This window comes from Caldalkalibacillus mannanilyticus JCM 10596 (assembly GCF_000615945.1).
GTDB classification, from domain to species: Bacteria; Bacillota; Bacilli; order Caldalkalibacillales; family JCM-10596; genus Bacillus_AT; species Bacillus_AT mannanilyticus.
Genome location: NZ_BAMO01000040.1, coordinates 1 through 22,092, shown reverse-complemented (window position 1 = coordinate 22,092; position 22,092 = coordinate 1). Strand labels below are relative to the sequence as shown.

General features: G+C 39.9%; 17 protein-coding genes, 1 pseudogene and 1 riboswitch. Of the genes and pseudogenes, 9 read left to right on the top strand and 9 right to left on the bottom strand.

Annotated elements, in window-relative coordinates; translation table 11 throughout:
- Positions 1-101: 101 nt before the first annotated feature.
- On the bottom strand, positions 102-1,790 hold the full coding sequence (locus tag JCM10596_RS18930; RefSeq protein WP_025028476.1) for a glycerol-3-phosphate dehydrogenase/oxidase: 1,689 nt from the start codon (positions 1,788-1,790) through the stop codon (positions 102-104).
- Between the two features lie 334 nt (positions 1,791-2,124).
- Here JCM10596_RS18930 and JCM10596_RS18925 point away from each other — a divergent pair, with 334 nt between their 5' ends.
- The 6 genes from JCM10596_RS18925 to JCM10596_RS18900 all read left to right on the top strand — a co-directional run bounded on the left by JCM10596_RS18925 (position 2,125) and on the right by JCM10596_RS18900 (position 8,251).
- Complete coding sequence (locus tag JCM10596_RS18925) at positions 2,125-3,819, top strand: methyl-accepting chemotaxis protein (protein ID WP_025028475.1); 1,695 nt, start codon at positions 2,125-2,127, stop codon at positions 3,817-3,819.
- A gap of 107 nt (positions 3,820-3,926) precedes the next feature.
- The gene (locus JCM10596_RS18920; RefSeq protein ID WP_025028474.1) at positions 3,927-5,177 is read left to right on the top strand and encodes an MFS transporter; all 1,251 of its coding nucleotides are present in this window, start codon (positions 3,927-3,929) and stop codon (positions 5,175-5,177) included.
- A 163-nt stretch (positions 5,178-5,340) separates the two neighbouring features.
- On the top strand, positions 5,341-5,883 hold the full coding sequence (locus JCM10596_RS26465) for a TetR/AcrR family transcriptional regulator (RefSeq protein ID WP_051541380.1): 543 nt from the start codon (positions 5,341-5,343) through the stop codon (positions 5,881-5,883).
- 84 nt (positions 5,884-5,967) lie between these two features.
- On the top strand, positions 5,968-6,822 hold the full coding sequence (locus JCM10596_RS18910; protein ID WP_025028473.1) for an ABC transporter ATP-binding protein: 855 nt from the start codon (positions 5,968-5,970) through the stop codon (positions 6,820-6,822).
- Positions 6,819-7,523: a fluoroquinolone export ABC transporter permease subunit gene (locus tag JCM10596_RS18905; RefSeq protein WP_025028472.1), complete on the top strand. Its 705-nt coding sequence runs from the start codon at positions 6,819-6,821 to the stop codon at positions 7,521-7,523. The genes JCM10596_RS18910 and JCM10596_RS18905 overlap by 4 nt, the downstream gene beginning before the upstream one ends.
- A gap of 38 nt (positions 7,524-7,561) precedes the next feature.
- Positions 7,562-8,251: an Rv2686c family ABC transporter permease subunit gene (locus JCM10596_RS18900; protein ID WP_025028471.1), complete on the top strand. Its 690-nt coding sequence runs from the start codon at positions 7,562-7,564 to the stop codon at positions 8,249-8,251.
- Positions 8,252-8,268: 17 nt separating this feature from the next.
- Here JCM10596_RS18900 and JCM10596_RS18895 read toward each other — a convergent pair whose 3' ends face one another.
- The 8 genes and pseudogenes from JCM10596_RS18895 to JCM10596_RS18860 all read right to left on the bottom strand — a co-directional run bounded on the left by JCM10596_RS18895 (position 8,269) and on the right by JCM10596_RS18860 (position 18,639).
- Entirely contained in the window at positions 8,269-9,096 is an 828-nt protein-coding gene (locus JCM10596_RS18895) for a PRD domain-containing protein (protein ID WP_025028470.1), read from the bottom strand.
- Between the two features lie 81 nt (positions 9,097-9,177).
- A pseudogene (nagE, locus tag JCM10596_RS26460) lies at positions 9,178-10,607 on the bottom strand (N-acetylglucosamine-specific PTS transporter subunit IIBC).
- A 182-nt stretch (positions 10,608-10,789) separates the two neighbouring features.
- A complete protein-coding gene (locus tag JCM10596_RS18885) occupies positions 10,790-11,239 on the bottom strand; it encodes a PTS sugar transporter subunit IIA (protein ID WP_025028469.1) in 450 nt (149 codons plus the stop codon).
- 100 nt (positions 11,240-11,339) lie between these two features.
- Positions 11,340-12,710: a PTS fructose transporter subunit IIC gene (locus JCM10596_RS18880; RefSeq protein ID WP_025028468.1), complete on the bottom strand. Its 1,371-nt coding sequence runs from the start codon at positions 12,708-12,710 to the stop codon at positions 11,340-11,342.
- A gap of 13 nt (positions 12,711-12,723) precedes the next feature.
- Complete coding sequence (gene pfkB / locus JCM10596_RS18875) at positions 12,724-13,683, bottom strand: 1-phosphofructokinase (RefSeq protein WP_025028467.1); 960 nt, start codon at positions 13,681-13,683, stop codon at positions 12,724-12,726.
- A complete protein-coding gene (locus JCM10596_RS18870) occupies positions 13,680-14,465 on the bottom strand; it encodes a DeoR/GlpR family DNA-binding transcription regulator (protein ID WP_369345671.1) in 786 nt (261 codons plus the stop codon). The genes pfkB and JCM10596_RS18870 overlap by 4 nt, the downstream gene beginning before the upstream one ends.
- A 363-nt stretch (positions 14,466-14,828) precedes the next feature.
- Positions 14,829-16,604, bottom strand: a complete 1,776-nt coding sequence (gene thiC, locus JCM10596_RS18865) for a phosphomethylpyrimidine synthase ThiC (protein ID WP_439644867.1) — start codon at positions 16,602-16,604, stop codon at positions 14,829-14,831.
- 127 nt (positions 16,605-16,731) lie between these two features.
- Positions 16,732-16,847, bottom strand: a riboswitch (TPP riboswitch).
- Between the two features lie 97 nt (positions 16,848-16,944).
- A complete protein-coding gene (locus JCM10596_RS18860; protein ID WP_234410566.1) occupies positions 16,945-18,639 on the bottom strand; it encodes a formate--tetrahydrofolate ligase in 1,695 nt (564 codons plus the stop codon).
- Positions 18,640-18,918: 279 nt separating this feature from the next.
- Between JCM10596_RS18860 and JCM10596_RS18850 the strand changes: the two genes are divergently transcribed.
- The 3 genes from JCM10596_RS18850 (at position 18,919) to JCM10596_RS18840 (ending at position 21,928) form a co-directional block, all read left to right on the top strand.
- Positions 18,919-19,470 (top strand): hypothetical protein, encoded by a 552-nt coding sequence (locus JCM10596_RS18850; protein WP_025028463.1) that lies wholly within the window; start codon positions 18,919-18,921, stop codon positions 19,468-19,470.
- A gap of 192 nt (positions 19,471-19,662) precedes the next feature.
- Positions 19,663-20,241: a hypothetical protein gene (locus JCM10596_RS29625; RefSeq protein ID WP_025028462.1), complete on the top strand. Its 579-nt coding sequence runs from the start codon at positions 19,663-19,665 to the stop codon at positions 20,239-20,241.
- Positions 20,242-20,272: 31 nt separating this feature from the next.
- Positions 20,273-21,928, top strand: coding sequence for a glycosyl hydrolase family 18 protein (locus JCM10596_RS18840; protein WP_025028461.1), 1,656 nt, complete (start codon positions 20,273-20,275; stop codon positions 21,926-21,928).
- The last annotated feature ends 164 nt before the right edge of the window (positions 21,929-22,092 follow it).

The following is a 22,092-nucleotide window of genomic DNA, read 5'->3' as shown; positions in this document are numbered from 1 at the left end:
ATTATATTAACTTAATATTATACGGTGTTCACATTTCTGTCAATATCTTATTTTGTTATCTTATTTCCTTATTTTCGCATGTTATATCGTTAGCTAGCTCTTTATGAAATAGCTTCATTCTTCATAGTTGGCTCTTGAGGAACAATGGCATCATGAATCGCCTTCTCCAATTCAAGCGTGTATTGTTTGCTCTGTTCCTCTGACCATTCAAGGACTTTGGACATATATTTGATGACTGGTTTTTGATATTTGTACACATAATCAATATCGAAGAGTAAGGTTCCAGTTCTTCTATTGAAATAATCAATTGGCTTAACCGTCATCTCTGCTTCGATACTATATAATAAAGTCACAAATACATTCAAAGGAAGATCAAGCTCTTTGGCTTCTTGATCATATTTTTTGCTTAATTGATAAATGAAATCAATGTTGGAACCATACTTGCGTGCTAAGGCTTCGGCTTGAGCTAGAGTAAATCCGTAACGAGTTCCCTCCTCCGCCTTTTTTGAAACAAAAGATTCAAAATTTGTGGAGCCTCCTACATGCCCACCCGAAATCGGCATATTTAGCGTCATGGAAGGATTCGTTCCTTTAAAGCCTTCGTTTTTCAGCAGGTCGATCACTAGATCCATAACCATCTCCGCCATCTTACGGTATCCAGTTAATTTTCCACCAGCGATCGTAATAAGTCCAGACTTCGACTGCCAGATCTCATCTTTCCTAGAGATTTCTGATGGACTTTTACCATCTTCATGAATTAATGGACGTAGACCAGCCCAGCTAGATTCAATATCCGACTCTACAATCTTTAGCTCTGGGAACATATCATTAATGGCATTGATAATATAGACTCGATCTTCTTTGCTCATTTTTGGGTTAGCAATATCCCCTTTATACACCGTATCTGTTGTTCCTACATAGGTTTTTCCTTCTCGTGGAATGGCAAAGACCATACGTCCATCTGGTGTATCAAAGTAAATGGCTTGTTTTAGCGGAAAACGACTCTGATCAAAGACAATATGAACACCTTTCGTCAGCTGCAAGGATTTCCCTTGCTTCGAACGATCCTTCTCTCGCAGGGAGTCAACCCATGGACCCGCTGCATTAACCATTTTTTTAGCATAAATGTCCACAGCTTTTCCATTCATTTGATCTACAACCTTCGCACCAACTACCTTGCCATCCCGATAGATAAACTCTTCTACTTTGGCATAATTTACAGCATGTGCTCCATGCTTTACGGCTTCTTTTACTACCTCAATGGTGAGTCTGGCATCATCAGTCTTATACTCGACATAATATCCACCACCCTTGAGCCCATTTTTCTTCAATAATGGCTCTCTTTTTTGAACTTCTTCTATATCTAGCATTTTTCTGCGTTCACTCTTTTTTACACCAGCAAGGAAATCATATACACGTAAACCTATAGAGGTACTGAACTTTCCAAATGTTCCTCCTTCATAGAGTGGAAGTAGCATCCATTCAGGCGTTGTTACATGCGGACCGTTTTCATACACAATCTCCCGTTCCTTCCCTACCTCTGCAACCATTTTCACTTCAAATTGTTTTAAATAGCGCAGACCTCCGTGGACTAATTTTGTTGAACGACTTGACGTTCCAGCCGCAAAATCCTGCATTTCAACAAGCACTGTATTTAATCCCCTTGTCACTGCATCTAAGGCAATACCACAGCCCGTAATTCCCCCGCCAATGATTAAGAGGTCAACCTCTTGTTGATCAAGTTTATCTAAAATTTGTTCACGGTTATAAGTAGAAAATGATGGTTTCATTATGATTTCCCCCTTGTTCTATTCAAAGTTGATAACAAAAAAAGACCACAACAAATTTTATAGGTATCATTGTACCTATAAACTGTTGCGGTCTCTCCTAATCTCCAACCTGACTATTCATTTGCCAAAATCATAACATAATCATCTGGATACATCAATACTTTTTTGAAAGCATTATCATTTTTCAAAGAAAAAGAAAATAACCATGTTAAAGTAATTATTGGAATTTTCTAAAATATATATAAAATTTAGGTTGTCTGTTATATAATAGCTTTACTTGGCAGTTTCTTTCTCAATCATAGTCATTTATACATCTTAGAAAGGGGAAAAATGTATGACGATTACTAGGTTATTGAAAATGATGGGGGGATTGTTCTCCATCCTTGCTTGTCTGGTTATTTTTTCGATTATCATGGTAAATGTAGGCGTAAAAAATGAACGAGATGCTGTCAGATTGCAAGCAGAGTTTAAACAACTAGGAATTGATTTAGCCAATGCCTCTGATTATCTGACCAATGAAGCCCGACGATATGTACAATTTGGAGACAAGGTTCACTATGATAATTATTGGAGAGAAGTAAATGAAACTCAGACACGAGATAGAGTTGTTAATCGTCTTATTGAATTAAACGCCCCTAAAGAAGAGCTTGATTTCATTGAATTGGCCAAAAAAAATTCTGATGCACTTATTCGTACTGAAGATGCAGCCATGGAAGCCGTTGAAAAGGGAGATTTAGAATTGGCTAGAAAATTAATGTTTGATACCAATTACGATCAAAACAAAAGCATTATTATGGAGCCTATTCATCAATTTCAACAAGCAATGAATACACGTGCTGAACTTGCTGCTATGGAAAGTCAGAAGAATTTAAGCACTTACATTGTTCTTTCTGCTGCACTCAGCATCCTCATGATTGTTATGATTCTAATCACCTTCATCATTCTGTATAAAAAAATAAAGCCACTAGCCCTTGTTTCACATCAGCTTGAAGCTCTCGCTAATAATGAGGGAGATTTAACCATGCGTCTTCCGGTAAATGGGAAGGATGAGATCGGGAAAATATCCTCTTCTTTCAATGCGATGCTCGAAAGCTTGCATGCATTAATTAAGGAAGTCCAACAAACCTCTCTTGAAGCCTATTCTTATTCGAAAGAGCTTGATCATAATGCCCTTGAAGCTGTATCCTCTTCTCACTTAACTACTGACGCAATCCAAGAGATTTCAACTGGGGTACAGGTTCAGCATACAAACTCAAAGGAACTGGTCAAAGTGATGGATGAAATGGCGATTGGAACACAAAGCATTGCCCAGAACACTTCATCGGTTTCTGATGCATCATCCGAAATGTTAAAAGAGGCCGAAGCAGGGCATAAACTCATCCAAAATACAGTCCAACAAATAAAGTCCATCCGTTATATTGTAAAAGATTCTGTAGATATTACCAATAAACTTGGCGAGCGTTCGAAGGAAGTTGAACAAATTGTGTTACTGATTCAAGAAATCGCCAATCAAACAAATTTACTTGCTTTAAATGCAGCGATTGAAGCCGCACGTGCGGGAGAACATGGTCGTGGCTTTGCTATTGTTGCTGATGAAGTACGAAGATTAGCAGAACAAACAGCAGGAGCAACCAACAATATTGCCCAGCTCATTCAAACCATTCAAAACGACTCCACCTCTTCCATTACTCATATGAACAAAATAAATACAGAAGTAGAAAATGGAATGTCATTGATTGATCAGACGGGAATTGCTTTTGAAAAAATCTTAGAGCCTATTCGAAAAGTTGCTATCCAAATGGAGGAAATATCTGCTACAACTCAGCAGCTATCTGCATCCGCTGAAGAGGTAACTGCCTCTGTTGAAGATATGTCTGCTATAACCGAAGAATCTGCTGATCGAACACAGCAAGTAACAAATCAAACCAAGGATCAGCTTGAAAGGTTTCAAGAGATGTCCAATTCAGCAAAGGTACAAAGCCAATTATCTCAAAGATTACAGGATTTAGTTTCAAGATTTAAGCTCTAGAAATTTCGGAAATAGCATATTTCTTGACCCGAATAAATATATACTCTACTATTGAAATAAAAACTATTCCCATCAAAGAATGGTGATTCAGAAAGTAGAGTCGATACATGTGGAAGAATAAAAATGTTTGGATTATTTTATCTGGTGAACTCATTGCAGGTCTTGGTTTATGGACTGGAATCATTGGGAACCTTGAATTTCTGCAACAACATGTTCCATCTGACTTCTTTAAATCCGTGATTTTGTTTATTGGTTTGACTGCTGGACTTCTTGTTGGCCCATTTGCAGGTAGGATCATCGACTCTACCTCCAAAAAGAAAGTATTAATTCTGGCTGGTTGCGGACGAATCGTAAGTATTTTCTTTATGTTCTTAGCATTAGAATTTAATTCGATTCTCTGGATGATCGTTTTCATGATTTCGATTCAGCTCTCGGCAGCCTTCTATTTTCCAGCCCTGCAATCCCTTATTCCACTGATCGTTAAGGATCAGGATTTACTGCAAATGAATGGGGTACATATGAATGTATCCACAATTGCTCGAATATTGGGAACAGCTCTTGCAGGGGCTATGCTTACAATCATGAGCCTATATTCTCTTTATATGGCATCTCTTATCGCCTATAGTTTACTGCTTCTTTCTACTTTCTTGCTGCAAGTAAAGGATGGGAAAGATGGAACAGATGAAGCCCAGGAGCCAGCAGAAAAACAGAAAAAGGATTCTACTCAAAAGAAAGCTCCCTTTAAAGAGATTATCCCTGTCTTAAAAAATGTGCCTATCGCCGTTGCAGCGCTTCTATTAAGTATCATTCCTATGCTTTTCATCGGGGGATTTAATCTGATGGTCATAAGCATCAGTGAAATTCAGGAGCATGCAAGTATTAAAAGTTATTTGTACGCCATCGAAGGAATCTGCTTTATCCTTGGTGCCTTTCTCGTTAAAAAAGTAAGTGAAGGAAGAAACCTTGTTCAGCTTCTCCTGCTCTTTTCATTTTTAACTGCTTTGGCACATATTTCTCTCTTTTTTGTGGCAAGCAATTGGTTCGTCCTGCTTTCCTTTGGATTGTTTGGTTTAGCAGCGGGATGCTTCTTTCCCATTTCGTCTACCATCTTTCAGACGAAAATTCCAAAGGAATATCACGGCAGATTTTTCTCATTTCGCGGGATGCTTGACCGCCTTTTGTTTCAGGTCATCCTGCTAGCTACAGGACTATTCCTTGACTTGCTTGGATTAAAATACACGGTTTTACTTTTAGGAAGCATTTCTTTTGTTCTCGTTATCTACTATAGTATCTATTATTTTCGTACACCCTTTGACCTTGAGGCAACTGAAACGCAAGCACAAGGTCAATCATTGTAAAGTAACCTTTATCAGGTAGGAAGCTGTTTGTAACACAAGTGAAACGAGTCCCCTTTTTTGGTGGACTCGTTTTTATTTTTTAATCATCAGCACAAAATACCCTTGCTTTCTATCCTTCCTCCATGATAGTATGAATAAAAAATAAAAATATTCATATGTTCATATGGAGGGATCTATTATCGCTAGAAAGTTTAATGATGAGGAAAAAATATATCTTCGTCAGAAATTAGTAACAGAAGGTAAAAAACAATTTGGTCAGCTAGGTCTTAAAAAAACGAGTGTCGCTCTTTTAACAGAAGCTGTAGGGATTGCTCAAGGATCATTCTACCTCTTCTATGAATCGAAAGAAGAGCTTTATTTTACGATTTTAGAAATGGAAGAAGCAGAGCTTCGACAACAGCTCTTACATTCCGTTAATCTTGAAGAAAAATTAACGAAAGAAGCTCTGAAAACGTTCCTTAAGAAAGGAATTGCTCTGATTGAAAACAATCCATTTTTTCAACAGCTTTATACGGAAAATGTGCTTGAAATCGTGATGCGCAAATTACCTACCAGTAGATTAGAGCAGCATTTCCAGCAGGATTCTGATGTTTTCTTTCCAATCATTCTCTCTTGGCAAAAAAACAATGACTTGATCGATCACGCACCAGATGTCATCTTAAGTGTTTTTCGTTCTCTCATTATTCTTTCCTTTCAAAAAAAATGATCGGAGAACATCTCTATCACGCTACTTTTGACTTGCTACTGGACTGTGTTGCTGAAGGACTACTAAAAAAGGAGGAAGGATCGAATGATTAGTGTTCAAAGCTTAACGTATCGTTATCCAAATAACCTAGACGATACCATCAAGGGGATCGATTTTCATATTGGAGAAGGAGAAATTTTTGGTTTTCTGGGACCTTCCGGAGCAGGAAAAAGCACCATTCAAAAAATATTGATTGGGATTTTGAAAAACTATCGGGGAAAGGTTCTGGTCATGGGGAAAGAAATTTCTAACTCAGGAGCGGAGTATTATGAACGAGTAGGAGTCGCTTTCGAATTTCCTAATTTCTATACAAAATTTTCAGCTCTAGAGAATCTGCGCTTTTTTCGTTCTTTGTATTCCTCAAAGACGGAAGAGCCTCTTGCCTTACTTGAACGTGTAGGACTCGAAAAATACAGTCAAACCAAAGTGTCCGATTTTTCTAAAGGGATGAAAATGCGCCTGAACCTATGCAGAGCGCTTCTTAATCAGCCTGATTTGATCTTTCTAGATGAGCCTACTTCAGGGCTTGATCCACGAAACACCAAAATGATCAAAGAGCTTATTCTAGAGAAGAAAGCAGAAGGGAAAACAGTCCTGATTACGACCCATAATATGAATATTGCCGAAGAGATCTGTGATCGGGTTGCCTTTATTGTGGATGGTCAAATTGCTTTAATTGATTCCCCACGCCAGTTAAAACTAGAAAAAGGAAGTAAAACCGTACAGGTCGAATATAAGGACTCTCATGGTTTATCAGCTGAAATTTTTGATCTACAGCAAATTGGTGTAAATCCATCTTTTCTTACCCTTCTAAAAGAAAAGGATGTTGAAACCATCCATACTCAAGAAACAACACTTGAACAAATCTTTATTGATGTTACAGGCAGGGAACTGGTATGAGAAACAGATTTCTGTCCATTCTCCAAAACGATGTGAAGTTTCAGGTTCGACATGGATTTTATGCAGCGTATTTATTCGTTACGATCATGTATATTTTATTGCTCTCTTTTCTACCAGAGCAATCCAAAGCAATGCTTATCACCATCATTGTTTTCTCTGATCCTAGTGCCTTAGGTTTTTTCTTTATCGGAGGGATTGTTCTCTTGGAAAAAGGGCAAAGCATCTATGATCATTTATTTATTACACCACTTACGATTCAAGGCTATATCATTTCAAAAGTACTTTCGCTAGGATTTCTTTCTGTCCTTACAAGTATCATCATTCATGTTGTCGTTCTTGGCGTCCAGCAGACCACTCTGCTGTTTATTATAGGTGTATTACTCACTTCTATTTTCTTTACTCTAATTGGGCTTGGTATAGCTGTACAATGTAAAACCTTAAATGGTTTCTTTCTTATCGCACCACTTTATACCATCCTATTTTGTCTTCCCCTGCTTGGTTATCTTGGCATCTATCACACATCTTTGTATTATTTATTACCTACTCAGGCGTCTTTGCTTTTGCTCCATTCTCCTTTTCAGACACTTGAACCTTGGTATGCTACTTGTCTTATTTTATCTATCAGTGCTTGGATTGGCATTGCCTATATCTGGACACTTCATTCTTTTCGAAAGCACATTATTTATAAGATCGGGGGATAGTTTTTTATGAAGCGCTTGATTATGCTGCATTTGCCGATATGAAGAACGTACGTCGTGATCCGATTCTATTGATGATCATAGCAGGAACTTTGCTTCTAGCTCTTGTTTTTCGATTCACACCACCTGCACTTAGTGAATGGCTCTTCGAACACTATGCTTTTGATCTAGTTCCCTACTATGACCTGATGCTGTTATTTATCCTACAGCTTACACCCCTTATGATTGGGATGGTTTCGGGATTTCTGATTTTAGATGAGCGAGATGAGCACATCATCCCACTATTAGCGGTTACACCCCTTCAAAAAAAGGGGTACTTAATGGTTCGACTAGTATTTCCCATGTGCCTGACAGCCGTGATGTCATTATTCCTTATCTTCTACACAGAGCTAAGTCCTATAACGGGAAGCACCATTCCCCTACTGCTTATTCTGCTTGCCTTAGAAGCACCTATGTTTGGTTTGTTTCTTGTTGCTTTTGCTTCCAATAAGGTGGAAGGGCTTGCTTTAGCGAAAGTGTCTGGGATACTAACGATGACTCCCCTTGCTGTTTACTTTATCTCTTGGCCTTGGCAAGGTATATTCACAGTACTTCCAACCTATTGGATGGCGCAACTATTCGAACTTCAAGAATCTCTTATACAGACTCTAGGTATCTTTATGGTGGGTCTTTTTTTACACATGGGAATCCTATGGTATTTGTATTCCCGTTTCAATCAAAAAATTGAGTAGAAGGAAAGAAGCTCTCCTTATCTAGTCTTGTGCGGAAGACGTTCAAGATGTAGGGTGAGGAAGCCTAACTCCTTTTCAGATACCTCTTGATTCAAATGCTCGGCAATAATTTGTCCAATTTTACAAGCTTGTTGAAATCCAGCTACATACTGTTCTTTAATATTTTGTACTAACGGATTTTCGATATGCTTACCCGTCTTCACTCGATCAATCAACGCTTTCAGATGCGAAATCAAGCGAATGGTAGTAAAGGATTCATCCATCTGATAGCCATCTTCCTTTAGTTGCTCTAAAACTTTAGAAACAATTCGAGCAGCTTCTAGCGTTACTTTTTTGGTAGTGAACGTTCGAGCAGAATGAAAATGACTAGCTAGAAAAGCCACCTCCTCCTCGGGAAAATTAACCTGTAGCTTCTTATTTAAATAGCTCACCGCTTCCTCCGCTACTTTGTACTCCTGCGGATAAAGCTGCTTAATCTCAAAAACAAAAGGGTTACTTAGATGAATCCCTTTCTTAGTTCGTTCAATAGCGAAATTAATATGGTCAATAAGAGCGGCATGAATCGTGTCTGAGAACGTTCCCGATAAGCTTCGAATCGCCATCGCAATCACCTCTTCTGTTGCCACAATCACTGGAACATTAACCATCTTTAAGACTTGTTGATAGTGTTCGATGGCTTCCGGAGTATGAAGAAGAAACTCCTGCTTAATACTGGATGATTTGATTTTGTCACCAGGTAACATCTTATAACCAATGCCTTTTCCAAAAACGATGGAATTATTTCCTGATGATAATTTTGCAAGCACGACATTGTGAGATAAAACCTGCACAACTTTCCGTTCCATTTTCTACCTCCGAAGAATTAATCTCCTCTACACCTCTTACCTGTACAAAGAAGTGTAGAGGATTCATGATTCAGTTGGTCTTTAATTCAGCTTTGGGATCAATTCTTCCTTGATCAGCTCTGAGTCCGTTCCAAAAACGATCTGTACGTTTCCTTTCCCTAAACGCATGATACCCGCTGCTCCTAGCTTCTTGAGCTCCACTTCATTAACATGTGCTTCATCTACTAAAGTTAAGCGTAAACGTGTGATACATGCATCCACCTTGATAATATTGGCTGCTCCTCCAATGAGGGGAAGAATCGCTTCAGCCTTTTCTCTGATTCCTTGGTTCTTCAGTGGATTGGTAGATTGACTAGCCTGTTCAGAATCTTCCTCTTCTCTACCTGGGGTTTTTAAGTGAAATAAACGGATCGAAAAACGAAAGACGAAATAGTACACAATAAAAGTAATGATACCAAAAGGAATAAGCCATAGAGGGTTAGTGCTAAATGCCAATTGATGAGATAGTCGATAAGCCCTGCTGAAAAGCCAAAGCCTAATTTCATTCCAATAGAGTACGTGAGAGCCATCAATAAACCAGTTAATAAGGCATGAATCAAGTATAATGCCGGTGCTAAGAACATAAAAGCAAATTCAATTGGTTCCGTAATTCCTGTTAAAAACGAAGTAAAGGCGGCGGATAAAAGCACTGAGGAAACCATCACTCGTTTTTCAGGTTTCGCCGCATGAATCATGGCTAAACACGCCGCTGGCAGACCAAACATCATCACTGGAAAGAAGCCTGTCATAAACATTCCTGCTGTTTTATCCCCTGCAAAATATCGAGTTAAATCTCCATGAACAACCTGCCCAGTGCTATTGGTGAAATCGCCAATTTGAAACCAAGCAATTGAATTTAATATGTGGTGAAGCCCAAAAGGAATCAGCAAACGATTGAGCACTCCAAAGATAAAGGCTCCTAAACCTCCTGCTGAAACAATCCACATTCCCACAGCTTGGATTCCCTCTTGAATCGGTAACCAGATAAAACCGAAAATGATACCTAAGAATACCATAACTAATGAGGTGATAATAGGAATAAATCGTCTACCTCCAAAAAAACCAAGAGCTTTAGGCAATTCAATATCCTTATATCGTTTATATAGATATGCAGCCACGCCTCCTGTTATAATCCCTCCTAGAACACCCATATTTAATTTAATCAGCACTTCACCATCTGGTCCTACGACATTAAAGGTAGCTAAAACATGAGTAAGCACAAAGTAACCAATAGCCGCTGCTAGTCCAGCTACCCCAGCACCATTTGCTAATCCTATAGCAACACCTATCGCAAATAATAAGGGTAAATTGTCAAAAATGGCTCCTCCTGCTGCTAAAAAAATCTGTGCAATCTTCACCATGACCGGATTCGTAAATGACATCGCCCCAATAGCTAATAAAATTCCTGCGGCTGGTAAAATGGCGATGGGTGTCATTAATGAACGCCCAATGCTTTGAAGTCCTCCTAGAATATTCATTATTTTTCCTCCTTTTCCTACTTACATGCACAAAAAGGGCATAAGCATAGAAACCACATTGGTTTCTAAAGCTTATGCCCTATTAAGGTAACATGCTCCGTAGTCTATGATATTTTATATCTTTAATAGTAGGAGATCAAACGAGCTTTGTCAATCTTTTTTGTAAGCACTTTCACTTATTTTGCAATCTCCTCTAAAATATCCTGAGCTGTTCCCGCCACTAGTAGTTTATTTCTAAATTCTTCATGAATCAATTTGCGGGAAATAGAGGAAAGAATTTGCAAATGCTCATTTCCTGCTTGTTCTTCAGGTACTGCGATGAGGAACACAACGGACACAGGATTTCCATCTAAGGATTGCCAATCAATCGGCTGTTTTAATCTGCCGAAGGCTAAGCCAGGCTTTGTTGCCCCGCTTGATTTTCCGTGGGGAATCGCTACACCAAAACCAATTCCTGTAGATCCTAGTTCTTCACGCTCGATTACACTCTGGTAATACACTTTTTTGTCATGCACTACTCCATTATTTTCAAGAGTAGCTGTTAGCTTCTCAATACACTCTTCTTTCGATACGGCATCTAATGATAGAATAATGGTTTCTTCTGTCAGTAATTCTGATAAATTCATTTCTCTCGCACTCCTTTGTATATATCTATTTCGTCATTTTGAATGACCCATTATTATTTTAATAAGCATGTAGTATCTTTCTTTTGATACTGATTGGTTTCTATGCTTTATTTTTTTTCAAAATATGAAGCATGATGGCTGTCACAATCGTCCCGATGATAATGGCAAGAGCATACATCCCTAAGTTCCCCACTGCATTTGGAATAGGAAGGACGAATATGCCTCCATGTGGTGCTCTAAGTGTCGCTCCAAAGACCATGGATAAAGCTCCTGTAACGGCTGAACCAGCTACAATAGAAGGTATGACTCTAAATGGGTCTGCCGCTGCAAACGGAATGGCACCTTCTGTAATAAATGAAATTCCTAGAACACCTGCTGCTTTTCCTGCTTCTTTTTCCTCTACTGTATATTTCTTTGGACCAATTAAGGTAGATAACCAAATTCCAAGAGGAGGAGTCATCCCTGCTGCCATTACAGCTGCCATCGGGGCATACATATCACTTGCCAGTAGCCCTACAGCAAATGTGTATGCTGCTTTATTCACTGGACCTCCCATATCGAATGCCATCATAGCGCCTAGAATTAATCCTAATAGTAACGCATTTGTTCCAGATAGACCTGTTAACCAAGCAGTAAGAGAATCCATGACATATTTCACTGGTTCTCCAATCACATAAACCATAAGAAGCCCTACAATTAATGAGGCAAAGAAAGGAATAATGAGTACGGGTACTAAACCTTGAAAATTTCTTGGTAATTTCACATAATCTCGAATCCATTTGGCTACATAACCTGCTAAGAAACCGGCTACAATTCCACCTAAGAAACCTGCACCAATGTTTGAAGCTAACATTCCTCCGATTAATCCAGGTGCTAATCCAGGCTTGTCAGCAATAGAGTAAGCAATGAAACCGGCTAAAATTGGAACCATTAAAGCAAATGCGGCTCCACCACCAATGCTCATTAGGGCTGCGGCTAAGGTCCCTTCTTCTTTAAAGGCTTCAATTCCAAAGATAAAGGAGATAGCAATGAGTAATCCTCCTGCTACGACAAGCGGAATCATGAACGATACACCATTCATTAAGTGCTTATATGGTCCTTTTCTTTCTGAGCCTTTCTCTGCTTTTCTTTTTTCTACTTCTGCCACAAAATCCTGATTATTAGAAGGCTTTAGCGCTAATGCTTTGGTTATCAATCCTTTTGGATCTTTGATTGCTTCACTTACTCCTGCTCTAATGACAGGCTTACCAGCGAATCTTTCCTCATCTGCATCTGTATCTGCGGCAATAATAATAGCGTGGGCTTCAGCTATATCTTGCTCTGTTAGCGCATTCTCTACTCCAACTCCTCCCCTTGTTTCAACTTTGAGCTGAATGTTTTCTTCTCTACCAGCCTTTTCAAGGGACTCTGCAGCCATATAAGTGTGAGCAATTCCTGTAGGACAAGCCGTTACTGCTAAAATCTTTTTCATGTCAAATCCTCCTCTACGCTAGTTCTTTTTTATTTTGTATTTTTGACAGATGCACTTTTTCTAGTGAGTCCTTCACTTCTTGAAAGGTGCATACTTGTGTCCCAGACTTAGATGCTGTTATGGTCCCAGCTGTTGTAGTCCATACAGCCATTTCTCGTAAAGAAAATTGTTGAAGTAGGGAATAGGATAAGGCTCCTACCATAGAATCTCCTGCCCCTACCGTACTCTTGGCAGTGATAGGAAATGGAAGAATACGATAGGCTTCGTGTTGGTCTAAACAAAGCGCTCCTTGAGCCCCCATCGAGATGATCACGATAGATATTCCTTGATCAATTAGCTTCCTACCCGCTTGAATGATTTCTTCCTCACTTTCCAAGGAATAACCCACCAGTTGTTCAAGTTCATGAATATTTGGTTTGATCGCATAGGGTTTCGCTTTGATTCCTTCTCGAAGGGCAATCCCATCTGCATCCAAAATGGTTCGAATCCCTTTAGAATGAGCTAGTTGTATATATTCTTGATAAATGGTTTGGGGAACTCCTGGAGGAAAGCTTCCTCCTAAAACAAGCAACGATGCTTGATCTAAGATTCCATTTAATTTTTCTTTAAGCATTTCCAGTTGATTCTCTGTGATATCAAAACCATTTTCGTTAATTTCAGTAGTGATGGAAGTGCTTTCGTCAATCACTTTAAGATTGGTTCTTGTTTCCCCTTGTACTTGAACAAAATCCAGAGGGATCTCTTCTTCCTCCAAGTATTGTAATAGTTGTTTCCCCTGTATTCCCGCGATAAATCCAGTAGCTAGGACCTTCATGTCAAAATGTTTCAATACTTTAGCTACATTGATTCCTTTGCCTCCGGGATCTGTCCTAGATTCGAGAACACGATTCAAGCTCCCGAGCTCTAGTTGTGGAACCGTGATCGTCTTGTCTATGGCAGGATTTAATGTGACTGTAATGATCGGTAAACTCATACTATCTCCTCCGTTACTTCCGCGATGTAAACATCGACCCCAATCTCTTCTAGCTGCTGAACGAAATGAGGGGATACTCCTGAATCTAAGATGCACTTATCTACTCTTTCTATATCTGCTACTTTGGCAAAGGTTACTTTTCCAATTTTGCTGCTGTCGGCGAGGACAATAACCTGCTTAGCTGAGTGAAGCATTTGCTTTTTGGTTTCCGCCTCCATTAGATTGGGAGTGGTTAAGCCTTCTTGTACATCTAAGCCGTTTGTCCCAATAAAGGCTTTATCGACTCGAATCATTTGCAATGACTGGTTTGTCACAGGACCTACCAAGGAAATAATATCTCTGCGTAACGCTCCGCCAAGCACAATCACATCAATCGTAGACATTTGTTGAAGCTCTAAGGCGGTTACGAGTGAATTTGTCACAACCGTAAGCCTTGAAAAATTCTTTAGCTCTTCAATCATGTAAAAAGTCGTTGTCCCTGAGTCAATGAGAATGGTATCTCCCTCTTCAATAAGCTCTGCCGCCTTTTTTGCAATCGCTTTCTTTTCTTGCTTAAATGTATCTTCTTTCTCCATAAAAGAAGGCTCGAAATTGACACTTTGTAACGAAACGGCACCACCATGTGCTCTTTTAATCAGTTTTTCTTCTTCTAATTCTTTCAGATCTCGTCGGATGGTTGATTCAGAAACATCATAGGTCTGACACAACTCTTGTACTGATGCTCTTCCATGCTGATTCACAAACTCTACAATTTGTTTTTTTCTCTCTTCTCCATACATCATGCGCTGTCTCCTCGCATTTTCTATGATTGATTTTCTCTCTTATCTTACTCCTGTGATCGTTTTATGATCATTTATGACCGTTTTTGATCATTTGTGATCTACTTTGATTATATGAAAGCGAATTCAAGATGTCAACAAGAATTTCTGGAATACCTATGTCTATTGTTTGTCCATATTTTCTTCTTATTCGGTTCCCCATAAATGGACAGGAAGAACGAAGAAAACAGATAAAGAAGCGATCCACACTCACCCTTGGATGATCATTGTGGATTCGCTTCTTCACTACACTCTATTCAATCATTCTCTATCTTTCTTAAATATTTCTCCAAATCTCTAAGATGTTTCTTATTCGACCTTGGAACTTTATTTATATATCTTAGATCCATGTTCTACAAATTCATTCGCTTTCTGTTTCAAGCCTTCTTCAATGATCGCTTTTTCGGTCAACCCCTTTTCTTTTGCGGTACTGCGAATTTCATGAGAGATTCTCATGGAACAAAATTTAGGACCACACATGGAACAGAAATGTGCCGTTTTCGCCCCTTCGGCAGGAAGTGTTTCGTCATGATACTCACGAGCCCTTTCTGGATCAAGGGAAAGGTTAAATTGGTCATTCCAGCGAAATTCAAATCGAGCCTTAGACAAGGCATCATCACGAATTTGAGCACCTGGATGACCTTTGGCTAAATCGGCTGCATGAGCGGCTATTTTATAGGTAATAACCCCTTCTCGAACATCGTTTTTATTAGGCAGACCTAGGTGCTCTTTGGGCGTTACATAACAAAGCATTGCTGTACCATACCAGCCAATCATCGCTGCACCAATAGCAGAAGTAATATGATCGTAACCTGGAGCGATATCTGTGGTTAGCGGACCCAAGGTATAGAACGGTGCTTCCTTACATATTTCTAGCTGCTTATCCATGTTTTCCTTAATTAAGTGCATCGGAACATGACCAGGTCCTTCGATCATTACCTGTACATCATGCTTCCAGGCAATATGAGTCAACTCTCCTAAGGTTTCAAGCTCGGCAAATTGAGCCTCATCATTGGCATCTGCTATGGAGCCAGGTCTTAATCCGTCTCCAAGCGATACCGAAATATCATAGGCTTTTAGGATTTCACAGATATCTTCAAAATGAGTATAGAGAAAATTCTCCTCATGGTGAGCCAAGCACCACTGAGCTAGAATCGATCCCCCGCGTGAAACAATTCCTGTTCTTCGATGAGCAGTTAAGGGAATATAGCGCAATAAAACACCTGCATGAATAGTGAAATAATCAACACCTTGTTCCGCTTGCTCAATTAATGTATCTCGGTAAACCTCCCAAGATAAATCCTCTGCGACACCATTCACTTTTTCCAGTGCCTGATAAATCGGAACAGTGCCTACTGGGACCGGAGAATTACGAATAATCCATTCTCTTGTGGTATGTATATTTTTTCCTGTTGAGAGATCCATAATCGTATCGGTTCCCCATCTCGTTGCCCATGTCATTTTCTCTACTTCCTCTTCAATAGAAGAAGTGACAGCAGAATTCCCTATATTCGCATTTATTTTCACATGAAAATGTCTTCCTATAATCATAGGTTCACTCTCTGGGTGATTGATGTTAGCTGGGATGATGGCTCGACCTAGGGCAATCTCATTTCGAACAAACTCAGGATCCATATTTTCTCTTATAGCCACAAATTCCATTTCTGGCGTGATGATTCCACGACGTGCATAATGCATTTGGGTTACATTTTGTCCTCGTTTTGCACGGAGTGGCTTTCGATTCACATGTGGAAACCATTCTAGATTCGCTCTAGGATCACCTGGCATGAATCCGTTATCCTCAGGCTTGATTTCTCTCCCTGCGTACGCTTCTACATCTTCACGTTCCAAGATCCATTTCTGACGAAGGGCAGGCAATCCTGCTCTAATATCGACTATATAATCTGGATCCGTATATGGACCACTGGTATCATAAACTCTAACAGGCTCATTCTCCTCTTCTCCAAAAGTAGTACGCGTGTCCTCGAGCTTAATTTCTCGCATGGGGACCTTTAGATCAGGTTTCGATCCTTCGACATACACCTTCCTACTCCCTGCAAACTGTGATTTCAACTCGATCTTTAACTCTTTTTGACTTGACATCATTCATCCTCCTCCATTTTTGGATCTGTTATACCAAAAAAAAATCGAGCTCTGTCTAAACAGAACCCGATGGGATGAGCAAAAAAGAAAAATAAGTAAAATACGAACTAAAACTCTCGTTGTTCAATTTTCTTTTTTCCTACTTCCCTACGCTGGTATAACCCAGATCAGGTTCCAAGGGTCAAAGAATTTTAACGCATTCTTCTCTCAGTCCAAGCTTTCCGGACTCCCCTAGTAGATTTTTCCAAACTTATTATACCTTATTTTCTCATTAAAATAAAGTAGAGTTCTATCAGATGGATTTTATACTCCACCTGATGATTGGAACAGGATATCTTTTTTAAAACAATCCTAAGGCTCTTCCTTCGCCATCCACATCCATTTGTAGGGCGGCAGGGGACTTTGGAAGGCCTGGCATGGTCATAATTTCTCCTGTAAGAGCCACGAGAAACCCTGCTCCAATTGAGGGTTTAAATTCCCTGATCGTGACTTTAAAATGGGTTGCTTTCCCTAATCGAGCAGGATCGTCACTTAAGGAATACTGTGTTTTCGCCATACAAACCGGCAATTGATCCCATCCACGTTTGGTATACTCTTCTACTTGCTTCATTGCCTTGGAAGACAATTCAATCCCATCTGCCCCATAGACCTTCGTTGCTATGGCATGTAATTTTTCTTCAATTGACGAAGTAAGAGAGTACGTATGAATCAGTTTTCTTTGCTGCTTCTCTTTCTGTTCGATGAGAGGAAGTAGCTCATGGACCAATTCTTCTCCCCCCGCTCCTCCTTGTTTCCAAACATCTACAAGAGCAACTGGATATCCTTTCTTTTTACACCAATCTTTGATGACTTGAACCTCCATATTTGTATCGGTATGGAAACGGTTAATCGCTACGACAAAAGGAAGCTCAAATCCTTGAATTGTTTCCGCATGCTTTTCGAGATTGGCTAATCCAGAGGACAAGGCAGTGATATTTTCTTCTGTGAGAGCCGATTTAGCAACTCCTCCATGCATTTTCAAGGCACGAATCGTCGCTACAATGACAACAGCACCTGGATCTAATTGAGCTACTCGTGATTTGATATTTAGAAACTTTTCCGCTCCTAAATCAGCCCCAAAACCTGCTTCTGTCACTGTATAATCTGCTAATTTCAATGCCATTTTTGTCGCAATGACACTGTTGCAGCCATGAGCAATATTAGCAAAAGGTCCTCCATGAATAAGGGCAGGTGTATTCTCCAGGGTCTGAACCAGATTCGGTTTAATCGCTTCTTTGAGTAGTAAAGTCATCGCTCCTTGAGCGCCTAAATCTCCTACCGTAACAGGTTCCTTGGAGAAAGTGTAGCCAATAACGATTCTAGACAAGCGATTCTTTAAATCTGTGATGTCTTTACTCAAACAAAGGATGGCCATCACTTCGGAGGCGACTGTAATATCAAAACTATCCTCTCGAGGCATTCCATTCGTTGGTCCGCCTAAGCCAACTGTTACTCTTCTTAAGGCACGATCATTTAAATCTAAGACCCGCTTCCAAATGATCCGCCGCGGATCTAATTGCAGGGTATTCCCTTGATGAATATGATTATCGATCATGGCAGCAAGTGCATTATTCGCCGTTGTAATCGCATGCAAGTCTCCTGTAAAATGAAGATTAATATCCTCCATAGGAACGACTTGTGAATACCCACCACCCGCAGCTCCTCCTTTTACTCCCATTGTAGGTCCTAATGAGGGTTCACGAAGAGCAATGATCGCTCGATGTCCCAAACGATTTAATGCTTGACCTAATCCAACTGTGACTGTAGATTTCCCTTCACCTGCTGGCGTAGGATTAATAGCTGTCACGAGTATCAACCGGCCTTCCTTTTTATCTTTCAGCCTTTCTAGCACATCGAGATTAATTTTTGCTTTATAGTGCCCGTAAGGTTCGAAGTCTTCTTCACCCAACCCAAGCGATTGGGCTATGTCTTGTATTTTCTTCATCTTCGCTTTTTGGGCTATTATGATATCGCTTTCAATTTTTTCTTCAATCATGTGGATGCCTCCCATATTCAGTCACTAACCATCTAAGTATACTATATTTTTATTCAAACTCCCATTTCCTTCACCATTTTCGAATCCTTAGAAAAACACACCTTATTCTAGATTAAGTTTAGCTTGTTTCGGGTATCTTTTTAGTATAGAGGAGGTAATTCACTATGAAAAAAATGATCTTTATTCTATTACTAACAACAGGGTTTGTCTTAACTGGATGTGCTACAAGTCCCGCTGTAGAGGAGCAGTCCTATCGACACTGAAGATTCACAGCTCGAAATGGAGGACAACGAGAACGCCCAAGACAATCAGCAAACCGGAGAAGAGAATACAATCTCACCTAAGCAAGTCGCAGACACAGTCCTTCTAGCTCTAAAAAATAAAGACATGCAGGCACTTTCTTCTTATGTTCATCCTACTAAGGGACTCTTATTCTCCCCCTATGGTTATATTGTCACGGACACGGCTCAAGTATTTACAGGTCAACAAGTCGCTGGCTTATTAAATGATTCCACTCTCTATCATTGGGGAGAATTTGATGGAACTGGCGATCCTATGGAAATGACTTTTGCCGATTATTATGAGCGATTTGTTTATGATCAAGACTACGCCAATGCTGAACAGACATCCATCAATGAACGTCTTGGACAGGGAAACACCATTGATAATATCCTAGATGTTTACCCTGGGGCAACCACTGTTGAATATCATTTCTCTGGCTTCGACCCACAATATGAAGGAATGGATTGGAGAAGCTTACGAATCGTACTTGAAGAAGAAAACGGTGAGTGGTATATCGTTGCTATTGTGCACGATGAGTGGACGATATAATTTTACAATAAAAAAAGGGGGACTATTATAGTCCCCAAAGCCAAGGAAGAATTTTGCACATGGTAATATTTTTTTACCTTACGCAACTTTCTTCTTTTATTATAATTTATATTTTTTTCCATGTCTAGCTTCTTAGTTTATTTTTTTCTGTTAAAAACATATACCTTACCCTATGTCACTGGAGGTGAAATGATGCGTATCTTCCTTATTCCTATTTTAGGGCTCCTCATGTTTCTTTCAGGCTGTTTTAGTACGCCTAGTGAAGACGCTCGGTTTCAGCCCTATGAAGAAAATAGGTCAATAGAACACCCGAACCAACACCAAACAATGGTAGAAAATGCCCCTATCTTGTTATTTGAAGAATTTATGCAGAAATGGAATGCGATCTCCGCTGAACATACGGGGGATTTTTTTATCCACTCATTTGAACAAATTCATTCTGAAACAGATCAAGTATATCGTACGTCTCTAGGAAAGCATTTAGAATTACAGGTCACTGTTGCTAACAGCCATGTCATCAAAGCGCAATTGATTGGTAGTCCTCCCTCGACAAAAGAAAGGTTTACTATGATCACAAGCTGGTGGCAATTATTCCTGATGACCAATTCAACGATTGCCGTTCATGATATTGATCTGCTATTCGCAGAGCTTGGGATTGGTCCAAATGCGGATTTATCAGAACTTACCTCCAGAACGTTTGATTACAATGGGATCACTTATTCCATCCATGAAGAAAATAACAGATATCTATTCGAAGCAGCATACCCGTAAAACAAATCACACAGATTGGAAGGTTTTAAACATGAAACAAGTAAAAGCGCTTGTTCCTATTCTTTTTATTCTGTTTCTCAACACTTCTTTCTTACCGTCAGCTCCTGCTCAAACAGATTTCTTTAATATGTCATATGTTTATTTTGGAAGCCCCAATTCATATAGTAAACAAGTAGACGCAACGAGAGGCAGCCTAAAGGTGGTATCCCCTAATTACTTTGATATCACCCCAGCAGGAGAGCTAGAAATCACGTGGCGTTTACAGACCTCATTTATTGATGAGATGCATAGAAGGGGAATGAAGGTGGTTCCCTTTCTTGCCAATCATTGGGACGCAACGGCTGGTCGAAATGGGTTATTACATCGTGAAAAGCTGGCACAGGATATTGCCGCTGCGGTCGAACGTTATAAACTAGATGGAGTGAATGTAGATATTGAAGGAGTCAGTCGATCAGGAGAGCATTCCGGCTACCTCAGAAGCTATAGAGATGAACATACGGACTTCATTCGTCTCTTGCGACAATACATTCCAAAACACAAGGAGGTTTCGGTTGCTGTAGCTGGAAACCCAAGTGGATGGCAAACCGGATGGCATGGTTTTTATGATTACATGGAATTAGCGAAGTATGCCGACTATCTAATGTTGATGGCTTACGATGAGTCATGGGAATCACCGGAAAGCCCGATAGGTCCCGTATCCAGTCTAGCTTTTTTTGAACGGTCGATCCTATATGCTATTCAAAGTGGCGTCCCCAAGGAAAAAATTGTGGTTGGACTTCCTTTTTACGGTCGAATGTGGAAGCTAGACGGTCCCACATTGGAGGGAAGAAACATTACAGGTCTTGGACTTTCGAGTACCCGTATTGCCCCCCTGATCCGCGAATTTAAGGGTAAAAGCCACTACGATAAAAGCAAAGAATCCCCTTATGTCACCTTTACGATCCCAAAAAATCAGCATGGATTTATTGGAACCACAAAATTAACAGAAGGTCAATATGTCATTTGGTTTGAAAATGAACAGTCAATCAAAGCCAAGCTACAACTCATTTCTAAATATGGCATCAAGGGAACAGGCTCTTGGGCTTTGTTTCATGAAACACCTGAAACCTGGGAATATTACTCTCATTGGTTAAATGGTACGTACTTTAAAGATGTTGCATTGGGACATTGGGGACGAGAAAACATTCTTTCCGTATCCAACCGTGGCTGGATAACGGGTACTACTTCAACCACCTTCTCTCCTAATGCCACACTAACGAGAGCCCAAGGAGCATTAATCCTGATAAGAGCATTAGGTTACGCTCAGGCATTTCCAAAAGAATTTCTATTTACTGATATAAAGGGGCATTGGGCAAGACGCGAAATTGAGGTAGCTCGTGAATTAGGGATGATTCATGGGTTAGACCTGAACCGCTTTGGACCCGATGAGCCACTAACCCGAGAGCAATTGGCAACCATTCTTCAGAATATCTTTCACTTTTCCTCAGTGGAAGTGAAAGAAAGCCCCTTTCCTGATCTAGGGAAGGAGCGATGGTCATACGGCTCTATCCTCCCCATCTTTCAACGAGGGTATATCACAGGATTTGATGATGGTACGTTCCAGCCTACAGCTAAATCCACAAGGGTACAAATGGCAACATTGATGGAACGCATGGCAGAAGATTTTGAAAACATGGGGCTTAAGTAGTTTTATCACGTTCTAACCGTCAGGTGGAGTAATAACTCCATCTGATGGAAGTCTACTTTATGTTGCGTATTTCACACATGTAAAAGAGAGCGATGGTCAGTTTGACTATCGCTCTCTTTTACAACATGCTTTGATTGGCAAATTTTATCCCATTCTAATCGTCT

Bases quoted from the DNA above. Each gene is read 5' to 3' on its own strand.
- JCM10596_RS18860 (WP_234410566.1), bottom strand. From the start codon at position 18,639: ATGATTGAAGAAAAAATTGAAAGCGATATCATAATAGCCCAAAAAGCG.
- JCM10596_RS29625 (WP_025028462.1), top strand. From the start codon at position 19,663: ATGCGTATCTTCCTTATTCCTATTTTAGGGCTCCTCATGTTTCTTTCA.
- JCM10596_RS18880 (WP_025028468.1), bottom strand. From the start codon at position 12,710: ATGAAAAAGATTTTAGCAGTAACGGCTTGTCCTACAGGAATTGCTCAC.
- JCM10596_RS18895 (WP_025028470.1), bottom strand. From the start codon at position 9,096: ATGGAACGGAAAGTTGTGCAGGTTTTATCTCACAATGTCGTGCTTGCA.
- pfkB (WP_025028467.1), bottom strand. From the start codon at position 13,683: ATGAGTTTACCGATCATTACAGTCACATTAAATCCTGCCATAGACAAG.
- JCM10596_RS18850 (WP_025028463.1), top strand. From the start codon at position 18,919: ATGGAGGACAACGAGAACGCCCAAGACAATCAGCAAACCGGAGAAGAG.
- JCM10596_RS18870 (WP_369345671.1), bottom strand. From the start codon at position 14,465: ATGATGTATGGAGAAGAGAGAAAAAAACAAATTGTAGAGTTTGTGAAT.
- JCM10596_RS18840 (WP_025028461.1), top strand. From the start codon at position 20,273: ATGAAACAAGTAAAAGCGCTTGTTCCTATTCTTTTTATTCTGTTTCTC.
- JCM10596_RS18905 (WP_025028472.1), top strand. From the start codon at position 6,819: ATGAGAAACAGATTTCTGTCCATTCTCCAAAACGATGTGAAGTTTCAG.
- JCM10596_RS18885 (WP_025028469.1), bottom strand. From the start codon at position 11,239: ATGAATTTATCAGAATTACTGACAGAAGAAACCATTATTCTATCATTA.
- JCM10596_RS18920 (WP_025028474.1), top strand. From the start codon at position 3,927: ATGTGGAAGAATAAAAATGTTTGGATTATTTTATCTGGTGAACTCATT.
- JCM10596_RS18925 (WP_025028475.1), top strand. From the start codon at position 2,125: ATGACGATTACTAGGTTATTGAAAATGATGGGGGGATTGTTCTCCATC.
- JCM10596_RS26465 (WP_051541380.1), top strand. From the start codon at position 5,341: ATGGAGGGATCTATTATCGCTAGAAAGTTTAATGATGAGGAAAAAATA.
- JCM10596_RS18910 (WP_025028473.1), top strand. From the start codon at position 5,968: ATGATTAGTGTTCAAAGCTTAACGTATCGTTATCCAAATAACCTAGAC.
- JCM10596_RS18900 (WP_025028471.1), top strand. From the start codon at position 7,562: ATGAAGAACGTACGTCGTGATCCGATTCTATTGATGATCATAGCAGGA.
- JCM10596_RS18930 (WP_025028476.1), bottom strand. From the start codon at position 1,790: ATGAAACCATCATTTTCTACTTATAACCGTGAACAAATTTTAGATAAA.
- thiC (WP_439644867.1), bottom strand. From the start codon at position 16,604: ATGTCAAGTCAAAAAGAGTTAAAGATCGAGTTGAAATCACAGTTTGCA.